General features: G+C 35.3%; 18 protein-coding genes and 1 tRNA gene. 7 read left to right on the top strand and 12 right to left on the bottom strand.

Features of this window, described 5'->3' with window-relative positions; genetic code table 11:
* Positions 1-81: 81 nt before the first annotated feature.
* The gene (locus LU301_RS10830) at positions 82-795 is read right to left on the bottom strand and encodes a hypothetical protein (RefSeq protein WP_305270703.1); all 714 of its coding nucleotides are present in this window, start codon (positions 793-795) and stop codon (positions 82-84) included.
* A gap of 271 nt (positions 796-1,066) precedes the next feature.
* Between LU301_RS10830 and LU301_RS10835 the strand changes: the two genes are divergently transcribed.
* Positions 1,067-1,142: transfer RNA gene (locus LU301_RS10835), tRNA-Ala, on the top strand.
* Between the two features lie 60 nt (positions 1,143-1,202).
* Here LU301_RS10835 and LU301_RS10840 read toward each other — a convergent pair.
* The 3 genes from LU301_RS10840 to LU301_RS10850 all read right to left on the bottom strand — a co-directional run bounded on the left by LU301_RS10840 (position 1,203) and on the right by LU301_RS10850 (position 3,845).
* On the bottom strand, positions 1,203-1,700 hold the full coding sequence (locus LU301_RS10840) for a disulfide bond formation protein B (RefSeq protein ID WP_305274067.1): 498 nt from the start codon (positions 1,698-1,700) through the stop codon (positions 1,203-1,205).
* A gap of 35 nt (positions 1,701-1,735) precedes the next feature.
* Positions 1,736-3,298: a glutamate--cysteine ligase gene (gshA, locus tag LU301_RS10845; protein ID WP_305270704.1), complete on the bottom strand. Its 1,563-nt coding sequence runs from the start codon at positions 3,296-3,298 to the stop codon at positions 1,736-1,738.
* 91 nt (positions 3,299-3,389) lie between these two features.
* Complete coding sequence (locus LU301_RS10850) at positions 3,390-3,845, bottom strand: hypothetical protein (RefSeq protein ID WP_305270706.1); 456 nt, start codon at positions 3,843-3,845, stop codon at positions 3,390-3,392.
* 309 nt (positions 3,846-4,154) lie between these two features.
* Here LU301_RS10850 and LU301_RS10855 point away from each other — a divergent pair, with 309 nt between their 5' ends.
* Both LU301_RS10855 and LU301_RS10860 read left to right on the top strand, forming a co-directional pair.
* A complete protein-coding gene (locus LU301_RS10855) occupies positions 4,155-4,412 on the top strand; it encodes a hypothetical protein (protein ID WP_305270708.1) in 258 nt (85 codons plus the stop codon).
* Positions 4,409-4,777 (top strand): type II toxin-antitoxin system VapC family toxin, encoded by a 369-nt coding sequence (locus LU301_RS10860; protein ID WP_305274070.1) that lies wholly within the window; start codon positions 4,409-4,411, stop codon positions 4,775-4,777. The genes LU301_RS10855 and LU301_RS10860 overlap by 4 nt, the downstream gene beginning before the upstream one ends.
* Positions 4,778-4,835: 58 nt before the next feature.
* On the opposite strand, the gene LU301_RS10865 is transcribed toward LU301_RS10860, so the two are convergent.
* A complete protein-coding gene (locus LU301_RS10865; RefSeq protein WP_305274072.1) occupies positions 4,836-5,447 on the bottom strand; it encodes a 2OG-Fe(II) oxygenase in 612 nt (203 codons plus the stop codon).
* 152 nt (positions 5,448-5,599) lie between these two features.
* On the opposite strand from LU301_RS10865, the gene LU301_RS10870 reads away from it, so the two are divergent.
* Positions 5,600-6,463, top strand: coding sequence for a 23S rRNA (adenine(2030)-N(6))-methyltransferase RlmJ (locus tag LU301_RS10870; RefSeq protein ID WP_305270710.1), 864 nt, complete (start codon positions 5,600-5,602; stop codon positions 6,461-6,463).
* 9 nt (positions 6,464-6,472) lie between these two features.
* Complete coding sequence (pssA, locus tag LU301_RS10875) at positions 6,473-7,285, top strand: CDP-diacylglycerol--serine O-phosphatidyltransferase (RefSeq protein ID WP_305270712.1); 813 nt, start codon at positions 6,473-6,475, stop codon at positions 7,283-7,285.
* A 59-nt stretch (positions 7,286-7,344) separates the two neighbouring features.
* Here pssA and LU301_RS10880 read toward each other — a convergent pair whose 3' ends face one another.
* From LU301_RS10880 to yhbY, 4 genes are all read right to left on the bottom strand, one after another.
* Positions 7,345-12,927 (bottom strand): S6 family peptidase, encoded by a 5,583-nt coding sequence (locus LU301_RS10880; RefSeq protein ID WP_305270714.1) that lies wholly within the window; start codon positions 12,925-12,927, stop codon positions 7,345-7,347.
* A 294-nt stretch (positions 12,928-13,221) separates the two neighbouring features.
* On the bottom strand, positions 13,222-13,623 hold the full coding sequence (locus tag LU301_RS10885) for an ACP-like domain-containing protein (RefSeq protein ID WP_305270716.1): 402 nt from the start codon (positions 13,621-13,623) through the stop codon (positions 13,222-13,224).
* 229 nt (positions 13,624-13,852) lie between these two features.
* Positions 13,853-14,803: a glutathione synthase gene (gshB, locus tag LU301_RS10890; RefSeq protein ID WP_305270718.1), complete on the bottom strand. Its 951-nt coding sequence runs from the start codon at positions 14,801-14,803 to the stop codon at positions 13,853-13,855.
* 27 nt (positions 14,804-14,830) lie between these two features.
* Positions 14,831-15,157: a ribosome assembly RNA-binding protein YhbY gene (yhbY, locus tag LU301_RS10895; protein WP_305270721.1), complete on the bottom strand. Its 327-nt coding sequence runs from the start codon at positions 15,155-15,157 to the stop codon at positions 14,831-14,833.
* A 243-nt stretch (positions 15,158-15,400) separates the two neighbouring features.
* Here yhbY and LU301_RS10900 point away from each other — a divergent pair, with 243 nt between their 5' ends.
* Positions 15,401-15,826, top strand: coding sequence for a DUF2147 domain-containing protein (locus tag LU301_RS10900; protein WP_305270724.1), 426 nt, complete (start codon positions 15,401-15,403; stop codon positions 15,824-15,826).
* Positions 15,827-15,885: 59 nt separating this feature from the next.
* On the opposite strand, the gene LU301_RS10905 is transcribed toward LU301_RS10900, so the two are convergent.
* The gene (locus tag LU301_RS10905) at positions 15,886-16,470 is read right to left on the bottom strand and encodes a uracil-DNA glycosylase family protein (protein ID WP_305270726.1); all 585 of its coding nucleotides are present in this window, start codon (positions 16,468-16,470) and stop codon (positions 15,886-15,888) included.
* A gap of 93 nt (positions 16,471-16,563) precedes the next feature.
* Between LU301_RS10905 and LU301_RS10910 the strand changes: the two genes are divergently transcribed.
* On the top strand, positions 16,564-17,964 hold the full coding sequence (locus tag LU301_RS10910; RefSeq protein ID WP_305270729.1) for a phosphohexomutase domain-containing protein: 1,401 nt from the start codon (positions 16,564-16,566) through the stop codon (positions 17,962-17,964).
* A gap of 58 nt (positions 17,965-18,022) precedes the next feature.
* Here LU301_RS10910 and LU301_RS10915 read toward each other — a convergent pair whose 3' ends face one another.
* Positions 18,023-18,388 (bottom strand): hypothetical protein, encoded by a 366-nt coding sequence (locus LU301_RS10915; protein WP_305270731.1) that lies wholly within the window; start codon positions 18,386-18,388, stop codon positions 18,023-18,025.
* Positions 18,388-18,645, bottom strand: a complete 258-nt coding sequence (locus LU301_RS10920; protein ID WP_305270733.1) for a hypothetical protein — start codon at positions 18,643-18,645, stop codon at positions 18,388-18,390. The genes LU301_RS10915 and LU301_RS10920 overlap by 1 nt, the downstream gene beginning before the upstream one ends.
* Between the last annotated feature and the right edge of the window lie 72 nt (positions 18,646-18,717).

An 18,717-nucleotide genomic window follows, 5' to 3' on the forward strand; every position in this document is an offset into this window, starting at 1 on the left:
TTATCTAGCTAAGGCTTTGAATTATGATAATAATTTCAATACAAAAAGAATGGTTTTAAATGCAATATTATCGTCCCTGATTTACTGTTTTTTCACGACATTGATAATATAATAGTTCTGATTTTCTCGATTAAAAAATACAAACTCATCATTATCCTTCGTCTTTTCTGCCATAATATAACTGTTTTCACTATTGGTTGATAATATATAATAATATTTATCATTAAGTTGCATATAGTCATAAGTTACACGTAAATCCGCACGCAAATAACCAATACTCAATGCTAACATACTAAAATAAACAAAAATAAATAAATTAAATATCCAAAAATGTTGTTGCTTCAGCATCATTCTAAAATCCATTTTAAAGGAGATATTATTCCATTTTTGATGAAACATCCACACACAAAAACTGCTAATTAATATGTAAATAATCGCTAAATATACGGGAATAGCACCAATAAATAGATAAAAAGTAAGCAATACAGGAATAGTAAAAACAGAAACTAAAACAATAACACGCAACCAGCCAATTTGTTGAAAATATTGATTTTTGGAAATTTTATTTAAAAAGGCATAACCGAGTAAATAACATAAAAATAATACAAGAGATGTTACAAAAACATAAGCTAGGCTTCTTGCCATACTCGCATTACCGATTTCTACATGCCACCAAGGATAACCATAAGCCACAGCCTGTCCCCAACCATAACAGTATGCTGTTGAAAAGCTAATGATTGTTAAAAATGCAATAGAAATTGAAGACTGGATAAAATGATGAATTGTATTACTCATCGCACTTTTTTTGACTTTCACCCCTATCTAACTAAGACTAAAGTATTATACAGCAAAATTGATAAAATTAATATATCTTTAATGATTTTATTGTACTTAAATATACACAGACCAATCATATAAAATATAATAAGATATTGAATTTTTAATGAATTATTATTTTCTATATTTAATAATATTTCAATAAAATCAATAAGTTAAACCACTAATACGATTACTCTATAAATACACGCTTGACGAAAACACAAAATGTGCTATTATGCTAGATTATGGGGATATAGCTCAGTTGGTAGAGCACTTGCATGGCATGTAAGGGGTCAGCGGTTCGAACCCGCTTATCTCCACCAAAATACTCAATACAATACAACCAAAATAAAACGCACAGCTCTCTGTGCGTTTTTCTTTCTTTATTTAGGATATGCTCTAAATAACTGCCAAGTAGCTATGGTTGCCAATATACCAAAAAATAACAACGACCAAAATGGCAACGACTGTCCTAAAAACGTCCAATCAATTACCGCACATTCACCTGAGCCAGTCAAAACCTGCTCCATTACTTTTAATAAAGGAAAAGTTTCCATCATATATTCTAAACCAGCACCACAACTTGGTACTTTATCAGGTGGTAAATGTTGCAACCATACATGACGACCTGCTACACCAACCGACCATAAAATACTGAGCCATGCCAATAAACTATAACCACGTCTAAATAAAAAGGTCTTAGGATTATGCACCAATGCCATCAATGAGAATAAACCCATTGCCATCAAGCCAACACGCTGAAATACACACAATGGACATGGTTCAAGTCCTACACCATGTTGCAAATATAGAGCAAAACTCATACCAACAATACTGCCTAAAAATAATAAAGCATGAATTTGTCGATAACTTAAGCCTATGATGCGGTTAAAAATATCTTTCATAATAACTCTAATTAGCGATATTGCTGTAAATATTGCATAAAATCAATATCTTGCTGTTGTTCTAATTGCTGTTGCTGGCTTAAAGATTGTTGTGCAAGTTGTTGATAATAAGCAACTTTATCATCATCAAGTTGTATAGATTGATAGAATTGTTGATGTTGTTGTGCCAAATACTCACCTAATTTCCATGTACTACCATGTTGCTCAATATCCGCTAATAAACGTGCTGATAAAGTCTGTTCAGGCTGTTCTACACGTATTTGCATGGTTTTAATTGCTTGATGGTACAAACGATCATTCATTGCTTGGTCAAGGTTGTGTGCATACTGTTCCATTTGTTGCAGATGATTCATCGCCCAATCTTTAAATAATACTTCACCTGTTAAATGATGAATTTTTAACTGTGCATTACGACCATCATTTACCATATTTTGTTGATTTAAATCAATCAGCTCTTGCTCTTCAGCTGTAATGATGGGACTATCAATCATCAAACAATATAATGCCAATGTTTCTAAGAAACCTGCTGTGGTACTATCAATCCCAATTGGATTATAAGGATTAATATCCACCGCACGCAATTCCACATACGCCACACCACGATTTGCCAGTGCTTGTGATGGTGTTTCCCCTGCTTGTGGAATTTGTTTCGGGCGAATCAAGCTGTAATATTCATTTTCAATTTGCAGAATATGGTCATTCATTTGTGTCGGTTCACCCTGTTCATCACTTAAACCTAATTCAGCAAATGGAGCAAATTTTGTATGTACCGCAGCTTGTAAGCCCTTTAAATAGCCTGTCAAATCATTATAATGAATGCCTAGACTTTTTTGTGCGGTATTTTGATAGCCCAAATTGCCCATGCGTAATGCTGTCGCATTTGGTAAATAATACGAACCTTTGACAAATGGCTGTAAATGATGCTGGCGACCTGTTAAAAAACAAGCACATACCGCAGGGCTTGCCCCAATGGTATACATCACTAATGGAATCAAACGGATAAAATTACGGATTAACCCAAAATAACGATGGCTACGATAATCTTGTAATGATAATGCTTTGAGTTGGCTATCTTGTTCATTTTGTTGTAAATATTCAAATAAGCTATCGGGAAATGATAAATTATAATGCACACCTGCAATGGTCTGCATACGGCGACCATAACGCACACCCAAACCACGGCGATATAATGTTTTTAAACGTCCAATATTCGATGTTCCATAATATGCTAATGGAATTTGTTCATCATTACTATCAAGCATACATGGCATCGACATTGACCACATTTTTTCGCCTTCGGGTAAATTTTGATTGCTAATATGATGAATTTCATTCAATTCAGCTAATACATCATGAATATTTTTTTTAGGCGAACTAATAAATTCAAGCAATGCTTCAGAATAATCTGTGGTAATTTTTGCATGGGTTAAAGCACTACCCAATCCCTGTGGATGTGGAGTTTGAGCCAAAAAACCATCATTTTGCATACGCAAGGTTTCTCGCTCTATGCCACGTTGCATGGCTTGTAATAATGTATGTGGTATAGCTGTAAATGTTGTGCTTAAATTACTCATATCATATTCACAAATATTTATTTTATCAGATAACACATTTTAGCATGAAACAAATGAAAATCATGTTTTTTCTTGTCAGTGTTTAGCAAAATTAACTATAAGCTATTGCATTTGTTTCACAAATCATGGTTTGCAATTTTTTCTGCCAATATTTTTGCATCGCTTGATGCTGCTGAGCTTGAGCACTTTCAAATAAAAGTTGATAAATTTCAATATGTTGATAATGTGATAATGGTTTGAGAATTTGTTGTGTAATAATAGCAAACTTCTTATCTTGTGTACATTCAAAATACATCATATAGACTTTAGCCAAACAAATCGATAAATCCAAATACAGATTTAAATCAATATCATCAAATTCTAAACGTGCTTGCTCTAATATTGCTAACGCTTGTTGTAAAAAATAAATTTGCTCGGCTTTCTGCTTACTCAAAGCCATTAATTGTAAACGTAATTGTCCCCGTTGCAATGCCAATTCAGGACTATTTTGCTGTAGAAATTGCTGGTCTGTTTCGCCTAATTGTGTGATTAGATATGAACTTGTCATCATAAATTCTTGCGGTTATCTCATTCTATACAACAAATACAGGAAAGTTTGAACTCATCATTTTTACTTTCCAAACATTTTTCCATTATGGAAAGTGTACTACAAATTGTCAAGATGTTTCTATTGCCTAATTTTGATATAATGCTCTTAATTTTCAGCAAAAATTTAAACTTATGCACGACAAAATCATCAAATCTATCGCCAAAAAAATTTTAACACCTTATGGATTTTTTTCAGAACAAAGAATTTTTGCTGATAAAATGACAAACCTGCTATAATACTTAAAATACTCAATTTGGGAGATAAATTATGTTAATTGATATCGCTTTATTACCACCAATGGTACAAGAACAAATTTTGACTATCAAACAACATGAAAATCTTGAAGTTGTTCGCAATGGAGAACTTGTAATGAGTTTTACCCCAAATCTACAAGAACAGACAACCAAACCAAACCGCTTAATTGGTGATGATAAAGCATTTGGTTTATGGCAAGGATTAGGAATTGATGGTTTAGAATATCAAGAACAAATCCGTAGTGAATGGGTGCGGGAGTGGGAAAAATGATTTTGGTAGATAGCAATATTATCATTTATTATTTTTCAGGTATGGAAAAAGCTCGTGAATTTTTAAATGAAAATGCTCAAAATTTGGCGATTTCTACAATCACAGTTTCAGAAGTATTGTCTTACCCAATGCGTGAAGATGAACTAAAATATACGACTGATTTTTTAAAAAATAACTTCACTTGGTTTGATGTCAGCCGTGATATTATTTTTAAAACAGCTGAAATTCGCCGTCAAAAGAAAATCAAAACACCTGATGCTATTATCGGAGCAACAGCACTCATCCATGAATTAACTCTTGCTAGTCGTAATGAAAAAGATTTTAAAAACTTGCCATTAAACTTTATCAATCCTTTTAATGATTAATGCAGTATAAATTTAGCATTTAATGACAAAGTTTTGATTAATTATCGTTCAATATTTATTAAACACTCCGCTGTCTCAACCAAGCCGTAATGGATAATCTATCTTGATGGCTAAGCAAAACTTCATGCAATAAATCACTTTGAAATATTGCCAAACGATTAGGTAACGGCTGAATAATATGCCATTGTTTCCGTTTATCTTGTAAGCGGAGTTCGCCACCATCGCCATTTTTCCAAGATTGATGTAAATAATAGACTGCTGAAATCACACGTCCATTTTTATTTTGCGGATTATCACGATGTAATTTATAAAATTCGCCTGCATGATAATGAGCAAAATGTCCTTCTACTTCAAAAATACCCAAATAAAATGCCTGATTAATCGCTTTGCCTAACCTCAATAAATAAGCTAAATGACGTTGTGCAATGGGTAACTGGTCATCAATCCATAAAATATGGTCGCTACGAATATCCGTCATTTTACCATTTTGAATTTCAGCTTGACGAAATTGTTTTTGGTGTTGCGTGCATTGCTGACGTAAAGCAATTAAAAATTCATCATTATAAACATCATCGATAATCGCAAAACCATATTTCTCTAAACCATCAAGGATTTTATCAATCTGTTGTTCATTAAAATAGTTTAAATAATCATCAGTAATATTGCTCATATTGAGTAAAGGCTTAAAATCTGCTGAATTTATCATCAAAAATACCTAAAAATTACAATCTATAACATCATTGCTATTGTAAAGCATATTGTTATCCGCATGAAATACTTTTTTCATGTTAAAATGTAGCTTACATTTTAGGATTTTTTACAATGAATTACCAACATCATTATCACGCGGGAAATTTTGCCGATGTGATGAAACATATTTTGTTATTACAACTTTTACAACGCTTAAATGCCAAAGATAAACCTTACCGTTATATCGATACACATGGTGGGGCGGGTATGTATGATTTATCGCAAGCACCTGCACAAAAAACAGGCGAATTTTTAACAGGCATTCATCGTTTAATGCAATTATCCAATGCCGAAAAACAACAAGCACCGCAAGCGATTCAACATTATTTACAACTAGTCGATAATTTGCGTGTCAATTTGGGCAAAGGGTTTTATGCAGGCTCGCCATGGTTTGCCTTACAACAAATTCGTGAACAAGATAAAATCAGTGTATTTGAGTTAAAAGAAGAGATTTTCCAGCAATTACGCCATAATATTCGTGATAGCCAACGCCGTGTGGCACTTCATCAACGTGATGCATACGAAGGTTTATTAGCCGTTATTCCACCTAAAGAAAAACGTGGTTTAGTGATGATTGACCCACCGTATGAATGGGAACGTAAGGATTTTCCGCAGTTGGTTGAATTGTTGCAAAATGCTTATAAAAAATGGACAACAGGCATATTTGCCTTGTGGTATCCGATTAAAGACCGTGCCAGAATCGAGCGTTTTGAAAAGAAAATGATTAAAACAGGTATTCGCCGTCAGCTCGTTTGTGAAATTTGTGTATGGCCTGATGATACTGAAATTGGTTTGAATGGTTGCGGTTTGTTGATTATCAATCCACCTTGGCAATTTGCTGAAGAGGCTGAACAAGCCTTGCAATGGTTACTACCACATTTGCGTATGCAAGAAGGCAAAGGTAGTGCAACAGTGAAATGGTTAGTAGGTGAATAAGGATTAACAATGAGTCAGACACCACGTCCCGAACAAAAACCTTCATCAGAACATCATGTATTTGATGGAATTACGTTTGAAGTTGAAGAACTTGAATGTACTGAAGGACAAGCGGTTAAACGCAAAGGTATTTATTTAGTACCGAATGCGATTACCACTGCGGCATTATTATCAGGGTTTTACGCCATTACTGCGAGTATGAGTGGGCATTATAATCAAGCGATTATTGCTATTTTTATTGCAGCTTTACTTGATGGATTAGATGGACGTATTGCTCGTGCTATGAATGCACAAAGCTCATTTGGTGAACAATTTGATTCGCTATCTGATATGCTAGCATTCGGTGTTGCACCTGCTATTTTAATGTATAGCTGGAGTTTACATGGTTTAGGACGTATAGGCTTAGCATGTTGTTTTGTTTATACAGCTTGTGCTGCATTCCGTTTAGCACGTTTTAATGTACAAATTGGTGTTGTTGATAAGCGTTATTTTATTGGTATTGCTAGTCCTTTAGCGGGTATCGTAGTAATTTCAACTGTTTGGGCAGGACTTTCTAAACATAGTATTTTAGTACCACAAGCTTTAGAAACACAAATTGGTTTAGCCGTGTTGATGGTAAGTATAGGCTTACTGATGGTATCGAATATGAAATATTATTCGTTTAAAACCATGGATAAAAAACGTGTGCCATTTATCGCGTTAATTCCTATTGTACTCATTTTAGCTGCCATGACGTATAACATTCCTGTCGGTTTATTGATTTTAGCATCTGCTTATATTGTTTCAGGATTTTTTACTACAATGATGGCAAAAAATAAATAAATATAAAAAATGAGAGTGGAGTTCAAAACCCACTCTCATTTTTTATGAATGATAATTCATTACCATTTATAGCTAAATTTCATACCGCCTGAATTCTGTGTATTAACTTCACTTCCTTCCGAACGACCCGCATGAATTTCTGTAGACCATTGCTTACCACCCACCTTAACACCAACTTCATGATGTCCATAACGTCCATACGCTTGTCTTAAACTATGACCGTTTACTTTAACCTCACTCTTTTCATTCATCGTATCAACATAATGACTAGAAATTGATGGTGTAAGTTCAATACCATTGCCTAAACTAAAACTTTTCTCTAATGATACACCAGCTCGATAGCTTAAAATATTTGCATCTGGCAATGCTATATTTGCACCATTTAAGTTATAGTTGCGTCCTTCTAAATAGTGGTAACGTACACCTACACTTGGTTTAATATTGACCAACTTTGTCGATACGGTTGTCCCTACATTCACTCCTGCTGTCGCTATATTGCGTGCAAGTTTGGTATCTTCTCCTTCTGAACGAAGTTCACTATCTGTACGTCCATAACCTACATCAACACTGACAAAACTATTATCAGCATAGTTAAGTTTACTATAAACCGAAAGCATATCTAATTTGCTTTCACTGCTTGCATTATCAGCAAAACGATTTGTCCCTTCACTATGACTATACGCAACACCAACCAGCAATTGACCATCTGCTGTATCAAGCACCGTATCAGCACCAATTTGAGTTAGGGTTTCTTGTTTTTTATAATCACGATAATACGCTGAACCATGTTCAGTTTCATTATAGCGATTTACATTTAACCATACGCCACCTGAATGAATATTATCCAGTAAATGATGATTTAAACCATCCCCAACATGAATAACACTATTCACTTGTGATGATAAATCTGATAATGCTGTATTGGCATAACGACTTATTAATTCTGATTGTTGTTTTTGTGCTAGTGCTTTACGGCGTGCTTCTTCTGCTTGGCGTTCTTTTTCTAAACGCTCTGCCTCTTGACGTGCTAACTCAGCTTGACGTTCTTTCTCTAACCGTTCTGCTTCTTGGCGTGCTAATTCCGCTTGACGTTCTTTCTCTAAGCGTTCCGCTTCTTGACGAGCCAATTCTGCTTGACGTTCTTTCTCTAAACGCTCTGCTTCTTGGCGTGCTAACTCAGCCTGACGTTCTTTTTCCAAACGTTCCGCTTCTTGGCGAGCCAATTCTGCTTGACGTTCTTTTTCCAAACGTTCTGCTTCTTGACGTGCTAATTCCGCTTGACGTTCTTTTTCTAAACGCTCTGCCTCTTGACGTGCTAACTCAGCTTGACGTTCTTTCTCTAACCGTTCTGCTTCTTGGCGTGCTAATTCCGCTTGACGTTCTTTCTCTAACCGTTCTGCTTCTTGGCGTGCTAATTCCGCTTGACGTTCTTTTTCTAAACGCTCTGCCTCTTGACGTGCTAACTCAGCTTGACGTTCTTTTTCCAAACGTTCTGCTTCTTGACGTGCTAATTCCGCTTGACGTTCTTTCTCTAAGCGTTCCGCTTCTTGACGAGCCAATTCTGCTTGACGTTCTTTCTCTAACCGTTCTGCTTCTTGGCGTGCTAATTCCGCTTGACGTTCTTTCTCTAACCGTTCTGCTTCTTGGCGTGCTAATTCAGCCTGACGTTCTCGTTCTAAACGTTCCGCTTCTTGACGAACTAATTCAGCCTGACGCTCTCTTTCCAAACGTTCTGCTTCTTGGCGTGCTAACTCGGCTTGACGCTCTCTTTCCAAACGCTCTGCTTCTTGGCGTGCTAATTCAGCCTGACGTTCTCGTTCTAAACGTTCCGCTTCTTGACGAACTAATTCAGCCTGACGTTCTTTTTCTAAACGTTCCGCTTCTTGACGTGCTAACTCAGCCTGACGCTCTCTTTCCAAACGTTCCGCTTCTTGACGTGCTAACTCAGCCTGACGTTCTTTTTCCAAACGTTCTGCTTCTTGGCGTGCTAACTCGGCTTGACGCTCTCTTTCCAAACGCTCTGCTTCTTGGCGTGCTAATTCAGCCTGACGTTCTCGTTCTAAACGTTCCGCTTCTTGACGAACTAATTCAGCCTGACGTTCTTTTTCTAAACGTTCCGCTTCTTGACGTGCTAACTCAGCCTGACGCTCTCTTTCCAAACGTTCCGCTTCTTGACGTGCTAACTCAGCCTGACGTTCTTTTTCCAAACGTTCTGCTTCTTGGCGTGCTAACTCGGCTTGACGCTCTCTTTCCAAACGCTCTGCTTCTTGGCGTGCTAATTCAGCCTGACGTTCTCGTTCTAAACGTTCCGCTTCTTGACGAACTAATTCAGCCTGACGTTCTTTTTCTAAACGTTCCGCTTCTTGACGTGCTAACTCAGCCTGACGTTCTTTTTCTAAACGCTCTGCTTCTTGACGAGCTAATTCTGCTTGGCGTTCTTTTTCTAAACGCTCTGCCTCTTGACGTGCTAACTCAGCTTGACGTTCTTTCTCTAACCGTTCTGCTTCTTGGCGTGCTAATTCCGCTTGACGTTCTTTCTCTAACCGTTCTGCTTCTTGACGAGCCAATTCTGCTTGACGTTCTTTCTCTAACCGTTCTGCTTCTTGACGAGCCAATTCTGCTTGACGTTCTTTTTCTAACCGTTCTGCTTCTTGACGAGCCAATTCTGCTTGACGTTCTTTTTCTAAACGCTCTGCCTCTTGACGTGCTAACTCAGCCTGACGTTCTTTTTCTAAACGCTCTGCTTCATCATCTATTTCTTTTTCAAGCACAGGACTCCACAAATAATAGTTCTCGCCTTCATGACGTAAACTATAACGATATGCACCTAAATCAACTTGTTCATCTTTGTTTGCTAATTTAACCGTTGATGTATCTGTACCTTTAACCGTTAATAAAGTTAAATGTTCTTTTGTCTTCGTTGGTTCTTTACCTGTATTATTAACATTTAAACGATGTGTACCACTTGCATTTCCTTGAACATTTACTTTATCACCTTTAAATTGCGTTAAATTAGTTTGATAATTAAATAAACCTTCACCTGTTAAATTACCTAAAATATTTAAGGTATGATAGTTACCTGTATTTGCATTCGTTGCATTATTTAAATTAACCACCGAACCAGCTGTTAAGTTTAAATGACCTACATCACTATTCGCAGTCATGTCCCATACACTATCTGCTGATAAATTAACGATAGTTTCAGCAGTTGCACTTAGCTTACCTGCCAAATGTGCTTTACCTAAAGTCAATGTCGCATTATCAACTAAACTAACATTACCATTAATCGCTGTAACAGGAATACTATTTAATATATCGCCATTATAAGTCGGTGTAGTACAAGTCGTTGTACCACTATAATCTGATCGAATACATACAGGTGTTTGTCCATTGATAAAACCCGCTGTAAGCGTAGCATTTTGACTTACTGATAAATTTGCATTGACCACACTTACATTACGTCCAATATATGCGGTTGCATTATCCTGTACTGCTAATGTCGTCATATTAAATGTACGATTTAACCAATCATCATCCTTAATCACCTCAGTACGATTTAAATGGTCATACGCATACGGAGTTGGTCTGCCCGATAGCATCAAATTACCATTTTTAGCAATGATATTACCATTTAAATTTGCTCCACCATTCAGCATATAAACATCATCTTTAGGCAGAGGATCATAAACAAAATTTAATTGACCATTATTTTTTGTTGTATCAGTTTCACCTAAAATACCTGAAAATGTGTCTATTCCTGCAGTAGGAGTACGTTTTGCATTCTCACGCTCTAAAAATGCACGTGCTGCTGCATTACGATCATTACTTGCTAATAATAACCATCGATTATTACTTTTCCCTCTTTCTGGTAAGAAACTATTAATTGTACCACTCGTTAATACATAATAATCTGTATGTCCATCAGGATAAGCATTGATATGAATATGCCCTGATCGACTTCGACCATTTACCCAAATAATGTCTTTTTCTGTTAAAAGTGGTTGTAATAGTTCTTTACCAATAGTAACCGTGGTTGCCTTATTCAAATTATGATTGACAATTCTTGCACCATCATCAGCATTTTGAATACGTGTAAATTTCAAATCATGACCATTTGTATCTAAACGACCACCACGAAAACCAAAATAGATATTATTGGGATCAACTTGATCTGTACTATTTAAGACAACTGTAGCACGACCACTTACAATACCAACTTCACTAAATGCTTGTTTTTGATTATTTTCATCAGCACGTTGGTCTAAAATAACCGTACCATCTCCTACACTAATTGAGCCTAAGTTTTTACCCACGCCTTGTATATGTAATGTCCCTTCCCCTATTTTTGATAAACGGTCTTTATCGGGATTACTGACTTTCCAAGTAACTGTTTTATCCTTATCAATTGATACACCAGCACCTAGCCAAGTTGTATCCTTTTTTAAACCTTCGACTGTAGTATTCCCTGAAAAATAAATTGCACCAGAACCCTGATTAATACTATCAGTGAGTTGTAAGGTATTATTCTCCCCTGCAATAGTAAAGGTTTTACCATGATCTTGACGTGGACGAGACCAATGTCCATTATTTATACCTTCTCGCTCAGCTAAATTTACATCCATCAAATCTACATTTAATAAGGTTTGTCCATTCACACTAATGGTACTGGTATTATTTGATGGTAACCACATTAATGTTTGCTCATTACCAATCACAGTACCTGCAATTGATGCTTTTTCATTTTCATCAACATAACCCAGATGTGAAGTAGAAAATGAATTACTATCCGTACTAGATTGTACAGAGGCAATATAGACCCAACGCTTTGCTTCCACATCCCATGCAAACACACCAGAACCACTATCACCACTACGTTGCATGATACCAAGCGGATGTTCAAATAAATTACTCATTCCATCAAAACGAAGAAGAGTATTTGAGCTAGTTCCCGGTATTGAAGGATTTGTAAATACTTCCTTTAAATCCAGCATCGAACCACCCGTCATAAAGTGATATGCATCTTCAATATTACGTTGTTCACCACCTTTTTCATCAATAACTCGCTGAATACCTGAACCAGCACGTACAAAATTGGTATATTTATTCTTATCTAAAAAAGCAGATATGTTAGTCTCATTAGCAATAGGAATTGGAGCAACTTCGGTAACTAACTTATGTAAACGTGGTGTATGGTAATCATCACGATGCCAACTCTTAATTTCTGCACCAGGGGTTTTAACATGACGGTTAGTAATTTGATAATTAAAATGATGACTATCTGGATTCACATTACTATGTTCACCAAATTGTACCGATTCATAACCACGATTATGCTGTACACTCACAATATATTGTGGTTTAACCAGAGTTGCTATACCATTAATACGAGAAGCTACTGCCAAATCAATCATAGAAATATCTTGTAACATCGTTCCAACAGATTGACCATTTTTATCAAAGATTTCAACATTACTGGCATTTAAATGGAATTGACCTTTATTTTCAGCAAAATCACGGAATTGTTGGTAATCGACATCACCACGTACCACACCTGCCTGTACTGAGTTAATTCCTAAAAACATTAAGCTAAACAATAAATTATATTTAAAAAATGGTTGATTAATTGCTGTCATTCGTTTCATAGAGAACTCACAAAATAAAAAGATATACTTGATTTAAAAGCGTGTAGATTTTTAGATTAACATGATCTCATTCTCAACTTAAAGTCGTAGCATATTGATATTTTTTAATAATATTAATGCATTATCAATTTAAATTGAGAATGGTGTAACATATTCTATCATTTTATTGTTACAAAACGAAATATTTTTTATTTAAAATGTGATGAATTTATCCTTTTTATAAAAATCATTTTATCCATAAATAAAAGCATAATCTCGTATAAGATTATGCTTTTTGAGTTTAACTATAATGTATTAGCCACGAGATTTACAATTTTTATAAATAATCTCATTGTCTGGCGTTGTTACTAAAATAGTTGATTTTTTGTAGTTCTTCACAGTAATAGCATCTGTACCTAAAGTATAGCTATTTTCATTACCAAAATGCGTACCGACAAAATCAGAATGAGCTAAATTAATAGGCATAAAACGTGCCTTACCATTTAAAACTGCTTGTGCATAAGTCGGCAAGCCTTGTTTGTTAAAACCATAAGTTACTTTAACTGGTTTTTTACCTGAACAAACATATGTTACTTGTTTAGTTGTAACTGTTGAAGCATGAGCTTCTTGTGCTGTTTGAGCATTTGCTGTTGCAGTTGCCATCAAACCTACACTTAATAACGCTGCAGGTACAATTGTTTGTAAAAGTTTTTTCATGATATTTTCCCCTATTGGAAATGATGCTAAATGTGTTGCGAGTACAACATCTCTTGATGTATTCATTATAGGAAAACTTCTAGAATAAATTAATAAGATATTGTCATAATTTGTTACACTTTATGATATTCATGCAAAAAATAATCAATTTTACACCATAATGCATTAACTCATACGAAATATTAAGAGAATATCATTCAATCTGTAACAAATTATTTCAAACATCTATTTAAGAACGCTGATTAATTCCTTGTTCCAACACATCAAATAAATCATCAGCCAATGATGTACCAAATTGAGCATCAATTTCACGGATACAAGTTGGGCTAGTTACATTGATTTCGGTAACATATTCACCAATCACATCTAAACCAACAAAAATCAAGCCTTTCTCTTTTAAGAAAGGTCCGACTTCTTGAGCAATCGCTTTATCTTTTTCCGTTAATGGACGAGCTTCACCACGACCACCTGCCGCCAAATTACCACGAATATCGCCTTGCTGTGGAATACGAGCTAAACAATATGGTGCTGGTTCGCCATTAATCATCAGAATACGCTTATCACCATCAACAATTTCAGGAATATAACGTTGTGCCATAATTGGTTGCGTACCATTTTGTGTTAAAACCTCTAAGGTCGAACCAATATTCACCCCATCATGATAAAGACGGAAAATGCCCATTCCTCCCATACCATCAAGCGGTTTGACAATCACATCTTTATACTCAGCGATAAATTCACGAATCAAATTGGCTTGTGATGTTACTAAAGTTGGTACTTGCAAATGTGGAAACTGAGTCGCAAATAATTTTTCATTACAATCACGCAATGATTGTGGCTTATTGACAACCCATGCCCCTTCACGCTCCGCCTGTTCCAAAATATAGGTGGTATAAATAAAATTCATATCAAATGGCGGGTCTTTACGCATTAAAATGACATCATAATCCGCTAAAGATTCGATACGCTTTTCGCCTAACTGATAATAATCTTGATTATTTTCAAAAACTTGTAAATTCGAAATTTGCCCAAATGCCTTACCCTGATTTAAAAACAAATCTTGTTGCAAAGCATAGCCTAATTCATGTCCACGGCGTTGTGCTGCCCACAACATTGCCATCGTTGAATCTTTTTTCAAATTCACTTTTGCAATATCGTCCATTATTACTAAAACACGCATAAAATTCTCCTTAATGATGAAATGAACTTAATGACTTAAATGTGCAAAACGCACAATATTTGATAAGTTTTGATTCTGCTCTACCGCTTTACGATACAATAGTGCCATTTTACCAATTTTTTGCACAACATGAGCTTGCGTTTCTTCTGCTAATTGTTCAATCATATGCTGGCGTAATTCACGATCTTCGCCTGCTACTTTAATTTTAATTAATTCGTGGTCATTTAAGGCACGTTCTGTTTCTTCTAAAACCGCATCGGTTAAGCCATTGCTACCTAACATCACCACAGGATTTAGATGATGACCAATCGCACGTAGTTTTTTAATTTCAACAGTTGATAATTGACGACTCATAAGTTACTCTTTTTCAATATTCATTTTAAACATTATAGCAAAGATTAATCAATGATATTGTGCATTTCTGTATTTATTTTAAAGAATCTTTACTCTAAAATATCTTCATCATTGAGTACAAATATTACAGAGAAATACAAAATAAATACTTGCAATTTAAACAAAATTCAGTCATATTAGAAAAATAGTGAGATTACTCTAAAATGTAATATCTCCCTTTCACTAAACACAGGATACAAACCCATGAAAAAATTATTCCTTTTAGGTGCTTTGCTTGGTTTAAGTACAGCAACCTTTGCTAATCTTGATAATACTCGTTGGCAAACGATTGATGACAAAACAGGTAAACCAAAAGCCATTATCATCTTTTCTAAACAACCTAATGGCACTTATACTGGCAAAATTCAAAGTATGTATGATGCTGCACAAGGTAAAAGCTGTACAACATGTACAGGTCCATACAAGAACAAACAATTAATTAATGTTCCTGTTGTCCAAAACTTAAAAGAAGTTTCAGCTGGTGTTTATGAAGGTGGAACCATTATTGACCCTAAAACTGGTAGTTCTTATCGCTTAAAAGGTACACTACAAGGTAATAAATTGTCATTACGTGCTTATGTAGGAATTTCTTTAGCAGGTCGTAACCAAACATGGAATCGTGTAAAATAATTTAATTTTTTTGAATGCCAAAGCCATTAAGATATTATATTTTAATGGCTTTTTTATATTTATAATTTTAACACCGCTTGATAATAACTTGCTTTTTGCTCTAATGCCAAAGGATACGCCCGTGATGATGATGGTAAACGATGTAATTTTATTGTTTTATGATTAATCAATACATCAACGAATTGTCCAATTTTTGGTAATATCACATCTTTATTTTCCCCATGCTGACCATAATGATACAGTAAAGTTTTAGTTGCCTTTTCGCCAGTCGTTAAAATATGCTGACAATTCGGAAGCTGTGCTAAAAGTTGAGCAATATCTTGTTCTTGCACCACTTGTAAAAATTGATCAGATGCATTATCTTTTAAACGAATAGCCTGATAGACTGTATCACTAATGGCAATACCTTGTTGCTGTAAAAATTGTTGAATTTCATACTGTTTAAATTTTTTGTTTTGAATATCAATAAAATAATCTTTATCCCCATAAAAGATCAAACCCATAATTCGCCACATATCATTATTATAATTCGGATAATAAAAATCCATCTTCCAACGCTGTTTCGGCGGTGGAAAACTACCTAATAATAAAAAGCGAGCATTCTGCGGTAAAAATGGGGTTAATGGGTGAGTTTCAATATTCATCAAATGTTCACAAAAAATATCATGATTATTGCACGCTATTTTAACATGAAATCGGTTATACTAAAGCCATATAAATATTTAGGTTTAATCATCATGAATCCATCTTTTAAACAGGTTTTTAGCCCTGCACAATATACTTGCTTTAAAGCCTACGACATTCGTGGACAACTTGGTACAGAACTCAATGAAGACATTGCTTATCGTATTGGACGTGCCTATGGACAGATTTATCAACCAAAAACTGTTGTAGTGGGTTGCGATGTCCGTTTAAGCAGTGAAGGTTTGAAGAAAGCCACCATTCAAGGACTAAATGATGCAGGTGTGAATGTGTATGATTTAGGCATGACAGGCACGGAAGAAGTGTATTTTGCGTCATTTCATTTGAATGTACAAGGTGGTATTGAAATCACGGCAAGCCATAATCCTATGGATTATAACGGCATGAAATTGGTACGTGAAATGGCTCGCCCAATTAGCAGTGAGACAGGTTTAAAAGAGATTCAAGCCTTAGCAGAAAGTGCTGATTTTACACAGGTTGATGAAAAAGGCACAACCAAACACATCAATATGTTAGCGGAATATGTTGAACATTTAATGGGCTATATCAAACCAAATAAAATCCGTCCATTAAAATTGGTGGTCAATGCGGGCAATGGCTCGGCAGGTCATGTTATTGATGAAATCGAATATCGTTTTAAACAATTGAACGTGCCTGTTGAATTTATCAAAATTCACCATGAGGCAGACGGCAATTTCCCAAATGGTATTCCTAATCCGATTTTGGTCGAAAATCGTGCCAGTACTGCCAATGCTGTTTTAGAGCATCAAGCGGATATGGGCATTGCATGGGACGGCGATTTTGACCGTTGTTTCCTATTTGACGAAAAAGGGCAATTTATCGAAGGCTATTATATTGTTGGTTTATTGGCACAGGCGTTTTTATTACAAAAACAAGACGAAAAAATCGTACATGACCCACGTTTAGTGTGGAATACGCTTGATGTAGTACAACGTTATGATGGGCAAGCGGTACAGTCAAAATCTGGGCATTCATTTATTAAAGAAATGATGCGTGAACAAAATGCGATTTATGGCGGAGAAATGTCAGCTCATCACTATTTCCGTGATTTTGCTTATTGTGATAGCGGTATGATTCCATGGCTATTAGTGGTGATGTTATTATCAGAAACTGGGCAAACATTATCCAGCTTAGTCGAAGAAATGATTGCAAAATTCCCATGCAGTGGTGAAATTAATTTTAAAGTGGCGGATACACAAGCGACTATTCAACGCATTTTAAGCCACTATAAACGTAAACGCCCGCAGATTGATGAAACTGATGGCATTAGTTTAGATTTTGGGCATTGGCGTTTTAATGTGCGTGCATCTAATACTGAACCATTATTGCGTTTAAATATTGAAACCCGTCAATCAGATAAAACCTTACCGATGCAAAATTATATTGATGAATTAACGCAACTCATTACAGCGTAATTCATCTTGTAATATAAAAATAAGGTGGATTCTTTCCACCTTATTGATTTTTTAGTTATTATTTTAAATAATCAATATTTGGTAAGACAAATGGTGGATGTGGTGATAAATCCACGATTTTAATAAAACCATCACCTAATACATAATGTAATAAATATTCACTCACTAAATCACCATTATTTGCAAGAGAATAATCAGGAATGCCGATATGATAATGCCATAATTGGTATTTTTGAGCATACGCCACTTTATCTCGCCAATTTGGGTCTTCAGTTGGGACGTTGTCTGATGATTTATTACGCCCTTTAAGATTGGTTAAGCCAAATTGTTTGACGTGTTTTTCGAATTGACGAATTTTTAATTGGTCAGCAATCGGAAAATTAATGATTTGTTGAGCAAATAATTCACCAAAAAAGACGTGCATTATACTTGCTCCGTAAAGTCTTTTTTATTTAAAGCATTGAGCCACGCTAAAAACTCTTCATCTGTATCGAAGTCAGGTACACGCACAGCAGGAGCTTCAACTGCTTTTTTCATACGCTCTAAATCATAGTTAAATGGTACGTCATTAACCAAATTGCTTTCTACCAATTTGTTAATAAAATCTTCAGTACGCATATTATACTGTTGAGCTTTTTTTATCGCAATTTGTTCAAGGTGGGGGGCAAGTTCGATAATCATGATGTATTCTCCGTGATTTATTACCATTATGCTAACAAAAAAAATCTTACTCGTCTATTATATGTATAATAT

It is taken from the genome of Moraxella sp. ZY210820, from assembly GCF_030674635.1.
Lineage (GTDB): Bacteria > Pseudomonadota > Gammaproteobacteria > Pseudomonadales > Moraxellaceae > Acinetobacter.